Annotated in this window: 10 protein-coding genes and 1 tRNA gene; 9 read left to right on the top strand and 2 right to left on the bottom strand. The window is 45.5% G+C overall.

What is annotated here, in order from left to right:
* Nucleotides 1–297: 297 nt before the first annotated feature.
* The 6 genes from QT992_RS09000 (at nt 298) to QT992_RS08975 (ending at nt 9885) form a co-directional block, all read left to right on the top strand.
* Complete coding sequence (locus tag QT992_RS09000) at nt 298–759, top strand: tRNA (cytidine(34)-2'-O)-methyltransferase (RefSeq protein ID WP_333321711.1); 462 nt, start codon at nt 298–300, stop codon at nt 757–759.
* 581 nt (nt 760–1340) lie between these two features.
* Nucleotides 1341–3815, top strand: a complete 2475-nt coding sequence (locus QT992_RS08995; RefSeq protein ID WP_333340772.1) for a peptidoglycan DD-metalloendopeptidase family protein — start codon at nt 1341–1343, stop codon at nt 3813–3815.
* 138 nt (nt 3816–3953) lie between these two features.
* Nucleotides 3954–4026, top strand: a tRNA-Met gene (locus tag QT992_RS08990).
* A 126-nt stretch (nt 4027–4152) separates the two neighbouring features.
* A complete protein-coding gene (locus QT992_RS08985; RefSeq protein ID WP_015178160.1) occupies nt 4153–4752 on the top strand; it encodes a peroxiredoxin in 600 nt (199 codons plus the stop codon).
* A gap of 329 nt (nt 4753–5081) precedes the next feature.
* Nucleotides 5082–5621: a redoxin domain-containing protein gene (locus tag QT992_RS08980; protein WP_333321725.1), complete on the top strand. Its 540-nt coding sequence runs from the start codon at nt 5082–5084 to the stop codon at nt 5619–5621.
* Nucleotides 5622–5835: 214 nt separating this feature from the next.
* The gene (locus tag QT992_RS08975) at nt 5836–9885 is read left to right on the top strand and encodes a hypothetical protein (protein WP_333340775.1); all 4050 of its coding nucleotides are present in this window, start codon (nt 5836–5838) and stop codon (nt 9883–9885) included.
* A 234-nt stretch (nt 9886–10119) separates the two neighbouring features.
* Here QT992_RS08975 and QT992_RS08970 read toward each other — a convergent pair whose 3' ends face one another.
* A complete protein-coding gene (locus tag QT992_RS08970; RefSeq protein ID WP_333342743.1) occupies nt 10120–12588 on the bottom strand; it encodes an ATP-dependent Clp protease ATP-binding subunit in 2469 nt (822 codons plus the stop codon).
* A 448-nt stretch (nt 12589–13036) separates the two neighbouring features.
* Between QT992_RS08970 and QT992_RS08965 the strand changes: the two genes are divergently transcribed.
* Entirely contained in the window at nt 13037–18370 is a 5334-nt protein-coding gene (locus QT992_RS08965) for an AAA family ATPase (RefSeq protein ID WP_333342742.1), read from the top strand.
* Between the two features lie 4 nt (nt 18371–18374).
* Here QT992_RS08965 and QT992_RS08960 read toward each other — a convergent pair whose 3' ends face one another.
* The gene (locus tag QT992_RS08960) at nt 18375–18941 is read right to left on the bottom strand and encodes a hypothetical protein (protein WP_333322228.1); all 567 of its coding nucleotides are present in this window, start codon (nt 18939–18941) and stop codon (nt 18375–18377) included.
* 122 nt (nt 18942–19063) lie between these two features.
* On the opposite strand from QT992_RS08960, the gene QT992_RS08955 reads away from it, so the two are divergent.
* On the top strand, nt 19064–20077 hold the full coding sequence (locus QT992_RS08955) for a hypothetical protein (RefSeq protein WP_333322227.1): 1014 nt from the start codon (nt 19064–19066) through the stop codon (nt 20075–20077).
* Nucleotides 20078–20243: 166 nt separating this feature from the next.
* Entirely contained in the window at nt 20244–21344 is a 1101-nt protein-coding gene (locus tag QT992_RS08950) for a glycosyl transferase (protein ID WP_333322232.1), read from the top strand.
* Nucleotides 21345–21529: the final 185 nt, after the last annotated feature.

Genomic DNA, 21529 nt, shown 5'->3' with positions numbered 1-21529 from the left:
CGGTCAATCGATTTTAGATTTTAGATTTTAGATTTTAGATTTTAGAGGCGACCCTACCGATAAATTCGGGGACTCCTTTATCGGATACAGGTTTTTTATTTCTGGACGGATGAATCAGGGGGCTTGTATCCTGGATGCTTGATTGTCAAAAGTTGCAGAGGGACACCCAAAAACAAATCAGAATATTTAATCAATGGAGCTCGACAAAGGTTATAAATAAAAGCTATAAGGTATATCTACCTGTGGGTAGTTTTATAAATTTCCCAAGAGCTGTATTTTTCGCTTTTAATTAGCTTCATGCCCCAACTTGTCTTGATTCACCCGCAAATCCCCCCGAATACTGGCAATATCGCCCGCACTTGCGCTGCCACAGGCACGGAACTGCATTTAGTCGGCCCGCTGGGGTTTGAAATTAGCGATCGCTACCTGAAACGGGCCGGCTTAGATTACTGGCCCTACGTCAATCTCCACTGCCACGAAGACTTAGCGGCTTTTCTGGCCTATCGGCAGCAGCGCGGGGGACGATCGATCGGATTCAGCACTGGCGGGCGATGCAATTACGCCGAATTCCAATTTCAGCCCAGCGACTGGCTGATGTTTGGCTCGGAAACTGTAGGCATTCCCCAATTCGTCTTGGATGCCTGCGACGCCACAGTTTTTATTCCGATGAGCCAGCCTGGAGTCAGGAGTTTGAACCTCTCCGTCAGCGCCGCTGTGGGTTTATTTGAGGCTAAACGACAGTTGGGCGAGCTGGGATAAATCATTATCAACACATAAATATATAGATATTTAATAGCTGCCGGAGGCTGCCAAATCTCCATTTAAATATAAGAAATTTGTATCAAAGGGGTGAAAATCTAGATAGCCGACATTAATATATTTTATTCATTCAAAAACAGATTGTTATCAGCAACACCAAATGACTGCAAGAGGATTCAGCAACAAAAATAAATAATTTTAGCGATTTAGGGCGTCAGCGAGCACCAGCTTAGGTCTGAACACTATATCTAGTAAATATACGGTTGTAGCCTGTCCGGAAATTAGCCTAAAGTCGGATAATAGGTAAGAGTTCAGAGCCTTACCGGAACGCAAAATTTATGTATTCGTTCCAGCTATTGCGGTGTAAGGGTTGTGGGGTTAATGGCAGCAGGTTTGACCGAGAATTTTAAAATTTCTGACGGTTTGAGCTTGTCTAAATTAAAAAAGCAAGGTAATCTGGCCTAAGCATGATAGCTGTCAACAATCAGAATATTTTTGCTTGTTGATTTAAATTCAGCGTCATGCGATCCCCTTGAGTGTTTCCAAGGACAGTTAGCGCTTCTCAGTAGGAGGTCGTTTTTTTGAAACGAACATATCCCCAAATTAAGCCTGTTCAGGCTAGTGAAATCGACAGAGACGGTTCTGCGGAACCATCCAAACAGACAACGCTCAGCACAGGCAGAGTTCGCTCTCTCGCCACGATCGGGCTGGCAATATCGGTAGGTGCTTCTGGCATCCTGTTACCGAGAAATGGAGACAGCGCTCGCGCGTCTGAACTCGCACCGACATCGGAATCCACCGCTGAAGTACAGCCAGTATCGGCCAACGGGCCCGCTACGTCCGCACAAGTTGACGGTTCCCGGGCCGAACAGCCCGGAGCACCTTCTGAGCCGGCGACGGTTAAGGTGCAGGAGGGGCAAAGCCTTTGGGAGCTTTCTCGGGATTATCAAGTTGAACCGTTGGTACTAGCAACGGCCAACGACATCAAACCCGATACCATACTCCAAGTTGGGCAACAGCTCAGAATTCCGACTGCGACGGAAGCCACACCACAACAGAACGCCGGCTATAGCACATCGGCTTCGCTAGATCGCGCAGCGACGGTCAATCCCGAACAAGAGTTAAATCTGACTGGCTCCGAGCCATTGGATAGTGCAGCAATGACAGCGCTGCCATCAACCGCAGCGACCCCGCTGGTCACGATGGTACCGGAACAAAGTTCGATCGACATCCCGAATGCAGACGGGGCGATCGACAGTTTGAAAAAACAGGAAAACCGCACCACAGAATCGGGTCGAACTATGTTCGGGTCGGAGGGGGGAGCAAATTTATCTACATCTGCGGCATTTTTGCCGGAGTCAGCACCGACGCTGACCTCCCCCGGATATGCAACTGGGACAACTATTCCTGACCTCGATGCCACACCCGTACTTCCCAATTCCGGGGGAGGTCAAGCAGCATCGCCCGATCGAGCATTCGAGTCAATTGAACAGTCTTTGGCAACACCCAGTTTGCCCTCGGCTGTGCTAGTCCCCCCTGCAGGAAGTACCGCCGGGCCGGCTGAGGTTCTCTACAGCGTGCGTCCGGGAGATACGGTAGATGCGATCGCCAAAGGTCACGGCGTATCGCCCAAAGATCTGATCTCCGTCAACAAGCTCGGCAACCCCAACTTGCTGAATGTCAATCAACGGCTCAAAATTCCCCAAGTGGGGTTGAAAAATCCAGGGGTGCAGGCGGCAGCCTCTTATTCTGCCTCCAACTCTACATCTGTGTGGGCGGCGAGTTCGGTTCCCGCATCTTTGAACCCCAGCTCGTCTACCTCGGAAATAGCCGGTGCTGGCGTTGCAGCCCCCGCGCCCAAAGTGCCTGTTGTCTCTCCCCTGGAGAACCTGGAAGCTCTGAACAATATTTCAGCGCCGATGGTTCCCCAAATTAACAGCATTCCGCTGACTCAAGTTTCCCAAACCATTAGCGATCCACGGAAGCTGGATCTTCAAGGCGAACCAACATTTACAGGTGCAGTTGACACCAGTGCCCTGCCCTTGCCAGCCAGTGCAACGGCTACCGCCATCGCTACGGGAGAATACCCGCAGCCGATCGGGTTCGTGGCAAATACTAGCGCCCAGGGTTCAAATGGCGCTCCAACTAGCGCTTTACCAGAGTCGAATTCGGAGGCTCTCCCCACCGCAGAAGCTCTCAACCCTTATTCCGAACGCTTGAGGGCAGAAGTTGTCAGGCTGCGAGAGGAATATCGTGCCTCGCGCAATTCGATCGGCGCAAATGCGGTGTCCCTGGCTCCAAATGACGGGCCCTCGGTCAACCCGTCTGAGGATATGCCAAGTGTCAATCCATATCTCTACACCCCCGACTATACTGAGGCGGTGCAGAATGAAATCAGCAGACCGCCATCGAGAGCCTGGTCCCAGCAGGTTCAGAAGCAGCAGCAAGAGCGTTTAGACCCCGCTCGCGCAGCGGAACTGCAACCGATAAATCTGACGCCGACCTCTGCTGGGCAGGGGCCTATGGTAGCAACCGCTCCTTTGGGATCTGAGGCTTACGACCCCCTAAGCAACCCGTCTTTGGGACGCATGGTTTCTCCAGAACTGCCTCCGCTGTCGAACCCTGATACTTATCTGCCTAACGGCAAACCACAGTCGGCTAACCGGTTTATTTGGCCGTCTAAGGGTGTTCTGACTTCGGGCTACGGTTGGCGCTGGGGACGGATGCACAGGGGAATTGATATTGCAGGGCCGATCGGCACGCCAATTGTGGCAGCATCAGACGGGGTGGTTACCTATGCTCAGTGGAACGACGGCGGCTACGGGTATCTTGTGGAAATTACCCATCCTGACGGCACTGAGACTGTCTATGCCCACAACAGCCGAATTTTGGTGCAAAAGGGTCAGAGAGTCGCTCAAGGGGAACAGATTTCAGAAATGGGCAGCACTGGCTTCAGTACCGGGCCGCACTTGCACTTTGAAATTCATCCCGCCGGACAGGGTGCTATCAACCCAATGGCTTTACTGCCCGACGATGCGTCCAGCGCTTCTAGGTAACGACTGGTCGGAAGTTATGGGTTTTGAATGATTACCAAAACTCATAACTTTTACTGGAAGTCATTAGAAATTGTGTTGTTTTAAAACAAGACATAGCTAACCCTACCGTGCTACGATAGTAAATCGTGAAGTAGATTTGGCTCAGTGGCGCAGTGGTTAGCGCAGGGGACTCATAAGCCCAAGGTCGCAGGTTCAAATCCCGCCTGAGCCATTATTTAATCAAAAAAACTGCGCTCTCAAATTTGAGAGCGTCTTTTTTTTATCGATCGAGAAGATACTTGTAGTCGTTATGAGTATGATATATTTGTAACAGTTCGTAAAAAAGGAAACAAAATCTATGACCAGTGAATGCCTCCGGGTTGGTCAAGCTGCACCCGATTTCGCAGCAACAGCCGTAGTGGATCAGGAATTCAAGACAGTTAAACTGTCAGACTATAAAGGCAAAAAGTATGTAGTCCTGTTCTTCTACCCCTTGGACTTCACCTTTGTGTGCCCAACTGAGATTACAGCATTTAGCGATCGCTTCGAGGACTTCAAAAAAATCGATACCGAAATCCTCGGCGTATCCGTTGACAGTGAATTCTCTCACCTCGCTTGGATACAAACAGACCGCAAATCAGGCGGTGTCGGCGACCTCAACTATCCCTTAGTTGCTGACCTCAAAAAAACAATTAGTTCGGCCTACAACGTCCTCGACCCAGAAGCAGGCATTGCCCTCAGAGGTCTGTTCATCATCGACAAAGAAGGCATCATCCAACACTCTACTATCAACAATCTTGCCTTCGGCCGCAACGTGGACGAAACTCTCCGTACTCTGCAAGCTATCCAACACGTCCAGTCTCATCCCGATGAGGTTTGTCCCGCCGGCTGGCAGCCCGGTGACAAGACCATGACTCCAGATCCTGTCAAGTCTAAGGTATTCTTTGCTGCTGTTTAAGCACATTATATTTGTAGGGACACGGCAATGCCCATAGGTGTCAACTTAAACCTGAAAGCCTTGGTATCTCTCGTTCATAGCCAAGTCTAGATCCCCCTAAATCCCCCTTAAGAAGGGGAGTAGGGGTTGACTTTGATAAGACTCTTGTCCCCCCCTTCTTAAGGGGGGCTAGGGGGGATCTAAGTTTAACGATCAAACAGCAATCTGTGAATAGGTTTGACGTTAAGTTGACACGCCTTGGGCGCTGCCGTGTCCGTACCCGCAGAGGCATTTATTTAACCGGATTTTTAATTACCAATTAGCAATTAGCAATTACCCAATTAGGAAATATGCTGACTTCTACTAATTTTAGCGGCTTGTTAAATGAGCGGTTTTTCCAAAATTTATTGCCTGTTCCCGCGAGTAATGTTCTGAAGCTGGGACAGAGGACGCCAGATTTTGAATTGCCGGATATTAATAATGGCAAATTGGTGCGGCTGTCGAATTATCGGGGCGATAAGCCGGTAGTCCTGGCTTTTACGCGGATTTTTACAGAAAAGCAATATTGCCCTTTCTGTTTTCCTCACATTAAAGCTTTGAATGAAAACTGGGAAAAATTTGCCGATCGCAATATAGAATTATTGATGGTTGCCAGTACCGACGATCGCCAAAGCCAAATTGTGGTTAGAGATTTAGGCTTGAAAATGCCTCTGCTTTCTGATCCAGGCTGTCAAGTTTTTCGGGCTTATCAAGTCGGTCAGGCTTTAGGTGCTCCTTTGCCTGCTCAGTTTGTTTTGGATGCAGATGGAAAACTCCTCTTCAAACATTTGTTTTCTTTCATAGACCACAATGCTAGTGTAGACACTTTGCTGCAATATGTCGATCGGTAAGGAAACCGCTGCTGTGTCCTAATTTGGAGTTTTTCACCGCTGAGGCACGCTGCTGTAGGCCCATCAGCGGGATTTTTTCACCGGTTGACACTGGCTGCGACAGTTCTTTAGTTATAAATACTTATTGTGCCACTTTCGATGGCGGAATGTTGTCAAATTAGCTCGACATTAATCTAGGCTATAGCTTGAAGGTAGCTAGTACAAGTTTAAGCCAATGTCGTCTCCCAAAGGTCGATCGAGCAAAATTGAATTGAGCGTCTTAGCCTCGCATCCTGAGTTGTTGACAGGTTTAGATGCGTGGCTGCAGCTAGGTTTACTTTCGCCCGCTGAGGTTGAGGAATTGTGCCGACAGTATTTAGTCTGCCCACTCAGAGATCCCGCTGTAGATTTTTCTGAAATTGAAAACCCGCCAAATCCTATTGGCGAGCCAAAAGTACCTGCCTTATCAACACAAAAAGCAGTACCTAGCAGCAGAGAAAGCGTTGCTAGGGCCACAGAAACTACTCAAACCCCTAACTTTCTAGCTCAAATTTTGCACTCGCTAATGGCAGAAATTAGCGTGGTGTGGCTGTTGTTTTTAGGAGTGTTCATGGTAGTTGTCTCCTCTGGAGTCTTAGCTGCCAGTCAGTGGGAAAGATTTCCGGCGGCCGGACAATATGGAGTTTTGTTAGCTTATACTTTAACCTTTTGGGCGATTAGCAGTTGGGCAAACAGACAGCAGAATTTGCACTTAACTGCTCAAACTTTGCAAGAAGTGACGCTGTTGCTAGTGCCGATCAATTTTTGGGCGATGGATACTTTTGGATTGTGGCGGTATCCTTGGGATTGGGCGGTAGCAATCGCAGCGGCACTTATTTTGACTTGGATAACTGCCCGGATTATAAAATATCAATATCAAAGCTTTTCAGGAAAAAACATCGCTCGATCGATCGCCCTAAATCACTTGGGATTGAGTTATTTGCACTCTTGGTGGGCATTGGCAGGCTTTTCCCTTACTGCGGTTTATGTGGGTACAGTGGGAACTGCCGCTGCTACAGTTTATCAAATTCAGCAACAACGATTGCAATCTATCCAACGCGGGGGAAATACTGAAACATTCCCCGCTGCTTTCAGTTTGAGCAGAGATTTTCTGAATTACAAAAAAGCAGCTTTAGTAGCTTATTCGTTAGGAATTTTACTGGGTCGAGCGATATTTGTCAAGGATGTAAATATCGCTGAAATGGGTTTAGCTTTGGCGATTTGTGGCGTGCTTTTAGCATGGCTGGATTGGCAGCACCCCCTCACATCTGGGACTATTGAAAACAATATATCCGACCAGCCAAATCCCAGCAACTTTTTTAAATGGCAATTAGCGGGAATGGGTTTGTTGGGTTTGGGCTACCTGGTTTGTTTTCGGGACATTCCGCTACAGGCGATCGCAGTTAGCGGATTGGCTGTTTGGTTTTTTTACAACCGTTTAGTGCGGTTTTGGCAAGAGTTTGATTTGCTAATGCTGGAGGCGGTGGGACTTCAGAGTATTTGGCTGTTTTGGCGACTGCTTCCTTTAGGGATTAAAACACAAGTTGTGGCATTTTTAACTCAGCTTACAAACTCTCAGGAAACTCCTTGGGCTTTTTGGGGTGTTCTGCTGTTGCCTTATTTAATTTTAATGGTAAGTGTGGCGCAGTGGCTCTACCGCAAGCGAAAGTTTCAACTTGCCAGTTTTGGCGAAAACCTTGCTCTCGGTTTGGGGAGTGTTTTAACTGTTATTAGTTTTGTCAATCCGTTTTGGCGATCGCTCAATTTATTAGTCTCTACTTTAATTTTAGGTTGGATTACTTGGAAATACGTCATTCCCGATAATTCCCGGCGAGTTTCGAGGCCGGCTTCTGCGGCTGAACAACGGGGAAATCCGGCAATTTTGGTTCCCATAACTCACATTATTGGTTTAGGCGCGATCGCTTCGGCAATTGACTTATTTTTCCCAAACCTGACACCCAATATTTGGTCGGCAATATTATTAATATTCATGGCGAGTGAATGGGTATTTTTTGTCTGGATGAAAGCGGCAAATTTCCGAGAAAACTCTGCCTTTTTACGCTGGCATCCTGCATGGTTCCAAAGCTCCTGGTATCTGGGCTTAGTATTAGCAGGATTCAGCTTTGTCTTGTTGCAAAATTATTTGATTGCGGGTACTGCAACTCATCGCCCTCCGTGGAGTTTGCTCTGGCTGGCGACTCCTTTGGCTTTGACTGCTGTTGCTAAATATACTGAGAGTCCTCACAAACAAGTTGCCAGTACCTTTAGTACGATCGCCCTAATATTTGCACAAGTTCTAATTTTTACTTTTCCAGGATATCGGTTAATTGGTTTGGGTTTTGCCGCCGGATTAATGTTGGTCAATACTTACTATTTAGTCGAGATACCAGCGGCTGCGATTGGAGTGGGATTTGGCTTGAGTTTCGTAGCTGCGACGATCGATCAATTAGGTTTTGTGTCGGGTTGGCTTTGGGGAATTGCCGGGGCGATCGCACTTTTGTGTCTGTGGTTGGTTCGCAGCATGATTGTTCGTTTTTCCAGCCGTTTAGCTGACTCTTCTCAATTAGCTCAAATTTACGATCGAGCTTTAGATGGGTGGGCCATCTTACTCGCCGGCTTACTGTTAACAACTATTACTTTTTATTCCTATGAACTCTACGCAGCCAGTACCTTGAGTTTCCCGCCCTCTACTGAAGTTTTGGCTGCTATTTTGGTGATAGTGGCTGCGATAATTTTCCGAAGTTTACGCCAACTCTCCCCTCTGGCAATTTATGCCTTGGCTTGGAGTTTGGAGTTGTTGACAGCAGTGGGTTTGAGTTTTGTCGATCGCACTACGATTAATTTAGCAGTTGCTAATATCGCTCTCGGATTGTTTACTCAATTGTTGGGTGATGTGTGGCGGCGCCGCCACCGCGAGCAAACAATTTTACCTAGCATTCATGTTATACCTTTGGTTTACGGGGTATTGGGTTTAACTTTCCGATCGCACACTTTTGCGAATTGGACTGGTTTAACTGTGTTGGGTGCGTCTTTAATTGCGATCGGCATTGGTAGGCGGGAGCCCGAATTCAAACCTTTGGTTTATTTAGGATTAATTGGCGTCTCCGTTGCTGCTTACGAATCGCTACTATATCAACTTTTTCAAACACCAGGAGGAGCTTTTGGAGATGGCTTAATTGTCCTGGCCACTCTCGGCACAACTTTAACATATATCTATCGCATTTTATCTCCTTGGCTCAGCAATTATTTACATTTAACTAATGCAGAGTTAAAAATATTTGCTCACCTGCACTGGGTTTTGAGCAGTTTGCTGCTGATTTGGGCTTCTGTGAATGATATTAAATCCGGCTTAAGTTTAGGATTAGTCACTGGTGCTTTATTAGTTCAATACGCTTTCTTGCAAGGGCGCAATAATCTCGATCGCCAATGGGCAGAAATTTGGATTTACTTGGGCTGGCTAGAAGCCTTTGGCCTCCGGCTTTATTGGATCAATACGCCTTTAGTTAAGTATATTTCCGGGCCGCTGGGGCCTTGGAAAGTTGCCCTCGCTTCTCTATTTGCCTATTTCATTTACATTTTGCCTTGGGACAACTGGGGTTGGTCAAAAAAACCTTGGCAGGTAATTGCTTCGCTGATTCCAATAGTTGCTATTTTGGAAAGTCCGGCTAAGTTTTATCCGATTAGCTTGCTGGTAGCTGCTACCTTCTATTTTTTCCTGGCTTGGGAAAGGGAGGAAGTCCGTTTTACCTATGTGAGTGTGGCAATAATTGACTGGATAATGCTGCGCTGGTTCTGGCAAATAGGATTGACTCAGCCAGAGTTTTATGTTACTCCTTTAGGACTTTCTTTACTTTACATTACTCAGTTTGACAGCACTCTCAAATTACCAGCAGAAAAACCGCTGCGCCACACTCTCCGAATGCTCGCAACTGCGCTGATTTGCGGGCTGCCTCTTTTTACTCAGCAAAGCCACGGTTTAGTTGCGGGAGCTTTTAGTTTGGTGGCGATTGCAGCGGGTTTGGCGCTGCGAGTTCGGGCATTTTTGTTTGTGGGAACGGCTGTATTTTTAATCAATGTTTTCTATCAGTTGGTGGTTCTGATATTTGATTATCCGCTGATTAAATGGGCGATTGGTTTGGCTTTTGGGATTGTGTTTATTTGGATTGCTGCTACTTTTGAAACGCGGCGCGATCGCATTTCTGCTTTTGTACAGCATTGGGTTGTGCAATTACAATCGTGGGATTAGATTCAGCGATAAGGATCGCGAATTAAATAATTTACACAAGTTTGTGGGATGGGCGTCCCGCCCGCCCTTTCTGGACGGGCGGGACGCCCATCCCACAAGAACCATCAAAATTCTAAGTTATTTAATTCTCATTCCTAAGTTGCTTTTTTTTTACTGGTATTTTTTAATTAAAAACCCGGTTTCTCGAAGAAACCGGGTTTTTAATCAACAGTATTTATCCGTTGGTAGAGTGCATTAATGGCTTAATGCGAATTCGGGCAATTTTGGCTCAGATGAACCATCGGGCACTACCTTAACCTGACCGTTTTCATCCACATCAACGATCGCCTTTTGACCGTCTTTCAGCTTCCCAGACAGCATTTCCTCAGCCAGTACATCTTCCAACAACCGCATGATTGCGCGGCGCAAAGGTCGAGCACCGTAGCTGGGATTGTAGCCTTCTGTAACTAACAAGTCCTTGAATCGGTCTGTCACCGACAAAGTAATACCCTGTTCTGTTAAGCGGCTGAAGACTTGCTGCAACATAATGTCCGCAATCTGCTTCACTTCTTCCCTGTTCAACTGGCGGAAGACGATAATCTCATCCAAGCGGTTGATAAATTCGGGACGGAAAAACTGTTTCAGTTCTTCGTTTACCAAGCTGCGAACGCGGTTGTACTGCCCGTCTGCGGCACTTTCAGCAAACTCGAAACCGAGACCGCCGCCGCCTTTTTCAATCACTCGCGAACCGATGTTTGAGGTCATGATCAGCAGGGTATTCTTAAAGTCTACTGTCCGACCTTTAGCATCAGTTAAGCGGCCGTCTTCCAAGATTTGCAGCATCATGTTGAAGACATCCGGGTGAGCTTTTTCGATTTCGTCGAACAAGATGACTGTGTAAGGACGGCGCCGGACTGCTTCTGTTAGTTGGCCGCCTTCGTCGTAGCCGACGTAACCCGGAGGCGAACCGATGAGTTTGGAAACCGTGTGGCGTTCCATGAATTCGGACATATCTAACCGAATCATGGCTTCTTCGGAACCGAAGAAATATGTTGCTAGGGCTTTTGTAAGTTCCGTTTTGCCCACGCCTGTGGGGCCGGAAAAGATGAAACTGGCGATCGGGCGATTGGGATTTTTCAAGCCTACCCGCGCGCGACGGATGGCCCTAGAAACTGCGCTGACAGCTTCTTCTTGACCGATCAAGCGCTGGTGCAAAGTATCTTCCATGTGCAGCAGCAATTCCGATTCGGATTCTGTCAGCTTGCTGACTGGTACTCCCGTCCAATTAGCCACGATGTGGGCGATGTCTTCTTCGGTGACGATGGGAGAAGTTTTGAGTTGGCTTTTGTTGATCGTAGCTTCGGCGATTTCGGCTTCAATTTCTAATTCGCGATCGCGCAATTTTCCAGCTTTGTCGAAGTCTTGCTCGCGCACGGCTGCATCTTTTTCTTTTGTTACTGCAGGCAGTTGCTTTTTGAGCTCTTTAACTTCGGGGGGGGTTTGCGAATTCATCACGCGGACGCGGGAACCTGCTTCGTCAATTAAGTCGATCGCCTTGTCTGGCAAAAACCGATCGTTAATGTATCTGTCTGACAGTGTGGCCGCTGCTTCTAAAGCTGCGTCGGAAATTGTCAGTCTGTGATGCTGTTCGTAAGCCGATCGCAAGCCGTACAATATTTCTATTGTTTCAGCCACGCTCGGTTCACCGACTTTGATCGGTTGGAAGCGCCGTTCTAAGGCAGCGTCGCGCTCGATGTGCTTGCGATATTCGTCCAAGGTTGTTGCGCCGACACACTGCAATTCGCCTCTGGCAAGGGCTGGTTTGAGCATATTGGATGCGTCCATGCTACCTTGAATTGCGCCTGCACCGACTAAGGTGTGAATTTCATCGATGACCAGAATGATGTTGCCGGCCGCGCGAATTTCGGCCATGATTTTCGTCAGCCGTTCTTCAAATTCGCCTCGGAACTTTGTACCAGCAATCAGCGAACCCATATCGAGGCTGATTACTTGTTTGTCTTCTAAAATTTCCGGGACGTTTCTGTTAACAATTCGCTGGGCTAGGCCTTCGGCGAGGGCTGTTTTGCCTACTCCCGGTTCGCCTACTAACACTGGATTGTTCTTCGTGCGGCGGCCGAGCACTTGGATCACGCGCTCGATTTCATTTTCGCGGCCCACGACGGGATCGAGTTTGCCTGCTGCGGCTAACTTGGTCAGGTTTGTGCCAAATTCTTCTAAAGTCGGGATTTTGCGATCGCCACTATCTCCCCTACCTCCGGGTACCGCCGCGACTTCTCCCACGGCACGAATTACCTGGGTGCGGACTCTCTGGCGATCGATTCCCAAGTTTTGCAGCACCTTCGCCGCCACCCCTTCATCGTCCTGAATCAGCCCTAGCAGGATGTGCTCGGTGCCGATGTAATTGTGCCCTAACTGCCGCGCTTCGTTGAGGGCCGTCTCAAAAATGCGCTTGACGCGGGGTGTGAAAGGAATTTCTGGCGGGAGGAACCCGGAACCTCTACCGATGATATTTTCGATTTCATTGCGTGCCTCTTTCAAGTTGAGGCCCATATCCAGTAATACTTTTGCAGCGATGCCAGTGCCTTCGCCGACGAGTCCCAGAAGAATTTGCTCGGTGCCTACAAAATTGTGACCGAGGCGCCGCGCTTCCTCTTGGGCTAGCATGATTGCTTTAATGGCTTGTTCTGTAAAGCGTTCAAACATATTTTTTCTATCCTACTGTCTTGGCGAGGGCTGTATCGCTGCTGGTGAGGAGCGATTTGGAACACTACACAAATTATAGATGTAAATTTTTGTGTATTTCGTTCTCTAACAATGTATCTTGCTAAGGGGGTAGGGACAGTGGGGAGACCCGAATAGTAGGGGTGTGGTTGCCGTCCGCTGTCGATCGGATATTAATTGAGAATAATAGTAGCAAAATGGCTGGATTGCATGAATAATATCATTGTTATGTATAAATCATATTCTTGTTCCAGTAAATTAAGCTTGATTTTTGTTTGCCTAAGTACATGGTTGAATGAAGCATATAACAGTTGCCATGTCAAGATTTTTGACTGTTGAGGGAGGGTGGTAGTGCCGTCAGCCAACAGCCCACAGTCAACAGCGAACACAGACTAGAATCACATATATTTTCAACTCTCAGCAGAACTCCATGCAATTTCTCTCGCAATACCAAATCCACTCCACTCTCCACGAAGGTATCGAAACGATTATTTATCGAGGAAAAATCCCCACCCACCAGGATACAACCGTACTCAAAATCCTGAAAGCTGAATATCCCACCCTCGATGCAATTACCCGGATCAAGCACGAGTATCGCATTCGCCAACATTTAGACCATCCGGGCCTAGTTAAAGTCCTTAGCCTAGAAACCTTTGACAACCGTCTCGGCTTGCTTTTAGAAGACTTTGATGGCGAATCTCTCGATCGCCTCCTGTCCCGACAAAAGCTCGAAGTCATCACCTGTTTGAGGTTGGGCATTCAACTCATAAAAGCCTTAGAATATCTGCACCTTCAAAAAATTATTCACAAAGATATTAAGCCTAGCAATATCATCATCAACAGCGAAACAGGAATTATTAAACTGACAGATTTCGGGATTGCTTCACGATTGTCCAAAGAAAATCCCCAAATAAATAATATTAACTCTATAGTCGGTACTTTTGCTTATATGTCTCCCGAACAAACCGGGAGAATGAACCGCACCCTCGACTACCGCACCGACTTTTATTCTATCGGGATTACCTTATATGAAATGCTGACAGGTCAATTACCATTTATGAGTAACGACCCTTTAGAAATAGTTTACAGTCACATAGCTTCTCAAGCAATTTTACCGGAGCAAATTAAGTCCGACATTCCACCAGCAATTTCACAAATTGTGATGAAATTAATGGCTAAAAATGCCGAAAATAGATATCAAACAGCAGGCGGATTGTTAGCGGATTTAGAAAATTGTTTGCATCAGTTAGAAACTACAGGCAAGATAGTCTATTTTACGCCCGGAAACTTAGATATATTGAGTCAGTTGTTGATTCCTCAAAAATTGTACGGTCGCGAAAAACAAGTCAGCGAACTATTGGCAGCATTTGAACGTGTAGCTAATCCTTGCGAAGAAAATTATTCCCCTTCCCAAATTGAACTGATATTAGTGTCGGGTTATGCAGGTATAGGCAAATCGGCCGTAGTTAGCGAAATTCAAAAACCCATCACCAGACAGCGGGGTTATTTTATTTCAGGTAAATTTGACCAATTCAAGCGGAATATACCTTACGCATCTTTAATTCAAGCTTTTCAATCTTTGATCCAGCAGTTACTTACGGAAAATATCAAAAAATTACAAGATTGGCAAGATAAACTTTTAGCCGCACTAGGCGATGCCGGACAAGTAATTATTGACGTGATTCCCGAACTAGAATTGGTAATTGGCAAACAGCCTGCGGTTGCGGAACTTGCCCCCACAGAAGCACAAAACCGCTTTAACAGGCTATTCAAAGAATTTATCCACGTATTCGCGCGAAAAGAGCATCCCTTAGTCATATTTATCGATGACTTGCAGTGGTCAGATTCAGCGACATTGAAATTAATGGAATTGCTGGCGACTGACCCAGATAGCAGATATTTACTATTAATTGGAGCCTATCGAGACCATGAAGTTAGCTCTACCCATCCTTTAATGCAAACAGTAGAGTACCTTCAAAAAACGGGGATTATTCTCCACAATTTAGTGCTGGAACCTCTTTCTTTAGCTCATGTGACTGAGTTAATTTCTGAGACATTGAATGACTCAGAAAGAATTCAACCTTTAGCGGAGTTAATTTGGAATAAGAGTGGTGGCAATCCTTTTTTCTTGACGCAATTGCTCAACACTCTTTATCAAGAAAAACTTTTGAGATTTGACTTTCCCAGGCTGCTGTCTCCCGGAATAAAAGGGCAGTGGCAGTGGAACATTGAGGATATTCACGCTATTGGCATCACAGATAAGAGTGTAGTTGAACTGGTAGCCAGTCGGATTCAACAATTGCCAGAGACTACACAACAAGTTTTGAAATTGGGGGCTTGTGTTGGGGACAAATTCACTTTAGATGTTCTCTCTACTGTCAACGCAAAATCTCCGTCAGTCACTGCGACTGAACTCTGGGATGCGTTGCAAGCGGGGTTAATACTTCCCTTGAATGAGAGTTACCTCATTCCTTTATTTTTAGATGGAGAAGCCGGATTTAATTTAACTTTCGATTCTTCGCGAATCGGCTATAAATTTTTGCACGATCGCGTCCAGCAAGCTGCATATTCGCTGATTCCTGATAATGAAAAGAAAGCCACTCATCTTAGCATCGGTAAATTGTTGTTTGAAAATACGCCACCCGATAAAGTAGAAGAGAAAATTTTTGATATTATCAACCAGTTGAATGTAGGAAGTGAGTGTCTAAGCCTGCCATCAGAAAAAGAGGAATTAGCAGGATTAAATTTAATGGCTGGACATAAGGCAAAAGCAGCTAACGCTTATGAACCCGCTGTTAAGTATTTGAATGTGGGAATTTCCTTATTAGCACCTGATAGCTGGGATCGCAACTATAGCATGACGCTGCGGCTGTATGTAGAGACGCTGGAAGCGGAATATTTAAACACCAATTTCGAGCAAGCAGAAAATTTGGCAGAAGTGGTTTTGCGATCGGCTAAAAACCAGCTTGACATAGTGAAAGTGTATCAGCTAAAGATCCTATTTTATCAGGCTCAAAGCCAGATGCTAAAAGCTGTTGAAACAGGTTTAGAAGTGCTGGAAATGCTGGGAGTAAACCTATTAGATAGCCCAACCATTGCAGTGCCCAAATTGCCGCGAATTGAGGAATTAGAAAACCTGCCAGTTATGACAGATCCTTATCAACTGGCAACTATGGAAATCCTGACAGCCCTCTATCCTCCTGCTTATATTGCCAAACCAGAAATTGTGTCCTCCCTCGTCTTGACTATGGTTAATCTTTGTATCGATCGGGGTCATTCAGCATTAGCTACTTTTCCCTATACTCTTTATGGAATGATGCTGTGCGGCATCGAAGGCGACATCGAAGCGGGCTACTACGCTGGGCTAATCGCTTTAAAGCTGCTAGAACAATTTAATGCTAGCCAACAGAAAGCTAAGGTTTATGTAATGTTTAATGGTCATATAAGAATATGGAAAGAGTCTACTAAAAATACACTTGCTTCCTTTCTAGAAGGAAGGAATTTTGCTCTGGAAAGTGGTGATTTAGAATGGGCAATTTATAACTCTAAGCACTATATTACTAATTTATTTCTGGTGGGAGAACCGCTAGAATATGTCACGGAAAAACAAATCATTTATATGGATTTTTTGATAAAAAATAAACACAAATTTGCCATAGGTTATGCTAAAGTTTGGCAATTACTTGCTTCAAGCTTAAGAAGCAAAACAGCAGATCAAGTACGATTAGTTAGCGACAGGTTGGATGAACCTGCTGTGATGTCGCGTTGGCAGAAAGAAAATAATCGAATGTCGCTGTTTGCAGCTTATGTTGCTAAATTGATGCTGCTTTATTTACTTAAAGATTATGCTGCGGCTGTTGCCAGCGGTAAATTAGCGGCAGAATATGCAGATGGGGCGATCGGCTTAATCACTGTTGGGGTACACAATTTCTACTATTCGCTGGCTATCCTCGCTCACTATCCTGACAGTGACAATCAAGAAGCAGACTTAGCTATTGTTAACTCTAATCAGCAAATTATGAAAAAGTGGGCATACCATGCACCCATGAATTATCAGCACAAGTACGAGTTAGTTGAAGCTGAGAAAGCTCGACTTTTCAGCGATAAACTTGCAGCTATGGATTATTATGACTTAGCTATTAAAGGAGCGGCTGCTAACGGTTACATCCAAGAAGAAGCATTAGCTTATGAATTAGCGGGAGAGTTTTATCAATCTTGGGATAAAGAGATAATTGCTCGAACTTATGTGAGAAAAGCTTATTATGCCTACATCCGCTGGGGAGCTACAGCAAAAGTTAAATACTTAGAATCCCGTTATCATTATTTAGTCGATCGCAATCAAGAAGCAATATATAAAAATGTGGTCACGACTGCCACAACTACTATCAACAATAGTTTGGTGCTGGATTTACCAACTGTTGTCAAAGCATCTCAAGCTGTTTCGAGCGAAATTATCCTCAGCCGTTTGCTAGAGAAACTCGTACAGCTTGTGAAGGAAAACGCAGGCGCTCAAAAAGTATTATTTCTTGCCCAGACAGGTAATCAATTATTCATAGAAGCTGGACTTACAGGTGAGTTTAATGATGTCACTCTGTTGCAATCTCTCCCTATTGCGGAATCTGATCTCCTCCCAATTTCCTTAATTGACTATGTAGAAAGAACCAGAAAATACTTAGTTTTAGATGATGCTACACGATCCGATCAATTTCAATATGACCCGTATATTGCGAGCAATCACCCCCTGTCTATCCTGGTATTGCCAATTATCCATCAAGGCAACCTTACGGGAATGTTTTATTTAGAAAATAATTTAACCAAAGGTGCTTTTACTAGCGACAGGCTTGAACTTTTGGGAATATTGTCTGCACAAGCAGCTATTTCTCTAGAAAATGCCCGTTTTTATACTATTCTGGAAACGCGAGTAGCGCAAAGAACTGAGAAATTGCATACTGCATTGGAAGAACTTCGCCACACTCAATTGCAGCTAATTCAAAGTGAAAAAATGTCCAGTTTAGGGCAAGTGGTCGGGGGAATTGCTCACGAAATTAATAACCCGATTAACTTTATTTATGGAAATTTATATTACACCAATGAATACGCTGAAAACTTACTAAATTTACTACGTTTATACCAAAATAATTACCCAAATCCCGTGCAAGAAATAGTCAATGAAACAGAGCAAATAGATTTAGATTTTTTGATGACTGATTTCACTAAAATGATAGAGTCAATGAGATTTGGGGCTGCGAGAGTTCGCGATATTGTGCTGTCGCTGCGAAACTTTTCTCGGCTAGATGAATCAGATAGAAAATGGGTTAATCTCCACGAAGGTATCGACAGCACGTTGATGATTTTGGATCACAAATTAATTGAGATTCAAGTGATCAAGGAGTACGGCAATTTGCCTTTAGTTAACTGCTATCCGGGAGAAATTAATCAGGTATTTATGAATGTACTGACTAATGCGATTGATGCTTTGTCTCGCGAAAGAGGGAAAGAATTTGACTCGACAATTCAGATTTGGACTGAAGTCGCCGAAGGAAATCAAGTAGCGATTCGCATTGTTGATAATGGTGTGGGGATGAGTTCGGAGGTACTGGGTAAAATATTTGACCCGTTTTTTACTACTAAAGAGGTAGGTAAGGGGACGGGTTTGGGATTGTCTATCAGTTATCAAATTGTGGTTGAACAACATGGAGGAAAGTTAATTGGCAAGTCGGAACCCGGAGAGGGAAGCGAGTTTACTATACTGCTGCCGTATTGATGAATTAAAGCCATCGTGAAAGCAACTGTTCAATTACTTTCACAAAGCCGATCGCAATTTGAATCAACGGCCAACCCACAAAACAAATTAACACCGCCCAGCGAGTTTGAATATCCAAACCTTGGCGAACCGCCACAATTACAGCTAGCAAACTCCACACAGCTAATATCCGCTCTATTCCTTCTCCCAGCAAGGGAATTAAGGTTAAGAAATTCAGCACTTGGGGCGCGTAAGCAAACCCGATCGGAACCAACAACTCCCTATAAGCTACGTGACCCGGTTTCAGCCACTCCCCGATTTTAAAGATAGTGAAAGTCCAAAAATAATAACCCCCCGCGATTGCCAAACCATCTATCCAAAGTGCTAAAAATAACACTGATAGCTCAGTTCGATTGATTAACAAAATGACGGCACTGCCCAAAACGCGGGACAGCGCAGCTAAAATTACAATTGTTAAAGCTATCCGCTTAGTTCTGCGAGTGTAGGGAGTTTTTTCGTAAAAATTGCCATTCAAAGAAAGTGCGTTCCAAAGCGTTGCCCCCAAGCCTGCAATTGAATCTTCTCCCTTCACGTTGAACTCCTGCTCCTCAAGATAGTTGACAACTTTTACAAAATAAGCTCTAATACAGCAGAATCACCGAACTATTTCTAGGTAATTAGGTAATTAATTGGCATTCTACCAGATTTTATTAAATGCTAAGATTGATTTTACGGATACTTGCATGGCTGCGCGGGGGAAGTTTAAATTTGTTGCTCATCGCAGGCGTAATCCTGTTAGTTTGGGGCATTCTTTCGCCGGTGGGAACTGTTATATGGTGGCTGAATCAAAGTGCCGAAACGTTTGGTATCAAGAAAAATCCGCCGGAGATATTGCCCTCAAACAAGGGCAATTTAGAAGCCCGCAAGTCTTCGCCGATCAATTGTTATATAATCTTTTTACCGGGAGTTGGCGATTTTTCGGGGGATGAATTAACCCCTGGTGAAGAGTTTTTTCTCAAGCGTTTAGTGAAAAGTCACCCGCAGTGCGTAGCAGTGGGCGATGTTTTTCCTTATTCAGCCTCTAACAAAAGTTTAGGAGGAGAGCGGTGGCTAGCTCCTTTTTGGCGGTTTGCAGAACAGGCAAAAAGCGGGCCGATTGCGGGGGATATATTCATTAAAATTCGCAATCTCTGGAGGTTTGCCATTTCTCTAGATTATCGCTACGGGTTTGCATACAATCAGGGAATGGCTAAGGCAATTATCGATCGCATGAATGCTCAATCTCCCATTTCAGTTAATCCTCAACAACCTTTGAAAGTTATTTTAATTGGCACTAGCGGCGGCGCCCAAGTTGCTTTGGGTGCTACTCGCTATCTTAAAGAATGGCTGAAGGCAGAAATTACGGTTGTTTCGGTTGGAGGCGTGTTTTCGGGAGAAAATGGTTTTGCAGAGGCCGATCGCATTTTCCACTTTCGCGGCACTCGCGATTCAATTGAGGATATTGGCGGCATAGTTTTTCCGAGTCGCTGGTACTGGTACGCGACTTCTCCTTTCAACCAAGCTCGTTTGCAAGGCCGCTATGCAGCAGCTTTGAGCGGCCCTCACAAGCACGACGGCGATGAGGGATATTTTGGGGAAAATCTAGCAGCGGACGGTAAAAAGTATGTAGATATAACCCTGGACAAAATTAATCAATTACCTGTTTGGTCTGAGGGTGCGCGCGATTGATGAGTTCTTGCATATTCGATATTCATTAGTTATTAATTGTGTCATTGTTGGTTGTGCGTCCCTTGAAGCTTGGCCTTGTTGGCTTCCAGTCTCTACCTCCAATTCCCAATTCCCTGTTTGGCCGATGCCCAATTCCCAATTCCCAATTCCTAATTCCCTATTATCAATGTCTCGACCAACATTATATATTGCCATCACAAATCACGGATTCGGGCACGCTGTCCGAGTCTCCTCCGTAGCTGCAAAAATTCAAGAATTAAATCCAGATATCTTACTAATTATCACAACAACAGCACCTCGCTGGCTGCTAGAATCTTATATTACGGGCGACTTTATCCACCGTCCCCGCGCTTTTGATGTCGGAGTCGTGCAAGCTGACAGTTTGAATATGGATAAAGACGCGACGCTGGAAAAATTGCGGGAAATTCGGAAAAAGCAAAATTCCCTAATTGCCAGCGAAGTTAATTTTATCAAGCAAAATCGGGTGGGTTTGGTGCTGGCAGATATTCCTCCTTTGGCAACGCGAATGGCAGCAGCGGCTGGGGTTCCTTGCTGGATGATGAGCAATTTTGGGTGGGATTTTATCTATCGCGATTGGGGCGGGGAATTTCTAGAAATGGCAGATTGGATTGGTGAGTGTTTCGGAATGTGCGATCGCCTTTTTCGTCTTCCTTTGCACGAACCGATGCCAGCTTTCCCAAATATTCAAGATGTGGGCTTGACTGGCGGCAATCCTCGCTACAGTAACGAAAAAATTCGGGAAGTATTCGGCATCGAAACACCGCTGGAAAAAACTGTATTGTTGACTTTCGGCGGATTGGGTTTAGAGGAAATTCCTTATCAAAATTTACAGCAATTTAGCGACTGGCAATTTATTACTTTTGATGCGGGCGCTCCCGATTTGCCGAATTTGATTAAAGTCAAAAATCAGGAGTTTGCAAAATCTCTCCCGATTTTACCCCGTCCGGTTGATATTATGCCTGTCTGCGGGCGCTTAGTTTCTAAACCGGGATACAGCACTTTTGCGGAAGCTTTGCGCTTGGAAATACCTGTTGTTTCTATAAGGAGAGAAGGTTTTGCAGAAGCTGCGGTGTTGCTGGAAGGGATTCAAAATTATGCGGAACATCAAATTTTGACGGCGACGGAGTTTTTTGAGGGGGATTGGGAGTTTTTGCGACAACCGCTGCATCCCCCCTGTTTGTCGGATAAATTGGATAAAAATGGTACGGAGGATGTCGCCCAAGCTGTTGTAGACTATTTTTATTAGACCTCGACCGAATAGTAAGTTTTGAACAGGCAGGATGCCTGTTCCACAATAATTATTGGAGAGGTCTAATATACCAGTAGTGGTAGTAGTGGTAGTGGTAGGTTGTGCCCGTGGGGAGCATCTCAGTTTTGCATTTACAGTGCGAGCGTCCCCGCTCGCGTATTGTACAATACGCGAGCGGGGAC

Origin of the sequence: Microcoleus sp. T3_D1 (assembly GCF_036700405.1) — a bacterium.
GTDB lineage: Bacteria > Cyanobacteriota > Cyanobacteriia > Cyanobacteriales > Microcoleaceae > Microcoleus.
This window is presented reverse-complemented; position numbering and strand designations above follow the sequence as displayed.

Bases quoted from the DNA above. Each gene is read 5' to 3' on its own strand.
- QT992_RS09000 (WP_333321711.1), top strand. From the start codon at position 298: ATGCCCCAACTTGTCTTGATTCACCCGCAAATCCCCCCGAATACTGGC.
- QT992_RS08985 (WP_015178160.1), top strand. From the start codon at position 4,153: ATGACCAGTGAATGCCTCCGGGTTGGTCAAGCTGCACCCGATTTCGCA.
- QT992_RS08980 (WP_333321725.1), top strand. From the start codon at position 5,082: ATGCTGACTTCTACTAATTTTAGCGGCTTGTTAAATGAGCGGTTTTTC.
- QT992_RS08975 (WP_333340775.1), top strand. From the start codon at position 5,836: ATGTCGTCTCCCAAAGGTCGATCGAGCAAAATTGAATTGAGCGTCTTA.
- QT992_RS08970 (WP_333342743.1), bottom strand. From the start codon at position 12,588: ATGTTTGAACGCTTTACAGAACAAGCCATTAAAGCAATCATGCTAGCC.
- QT992_RS08965 (WP_333342742.1), top strand. From the start codon at position 13,037: ATGCAATTTCTCTCGCAATACCAAATCCACTCCACTCTCCACGAAGGT.
- QT992_RS08955 (WP_333322227.1), top strand. From the start codon at position 19,064: ATGCTAAGATTGATTTTACGGATACTTGCATGGCTGCGCGGGGGAAGT.
- QT992_RS08950 (WP_333322232.1), top strand. From the start codon at position 20,244: ATGTCTCGACCAACATTATATATTGCCATCACAAATCACGGATTCGGG.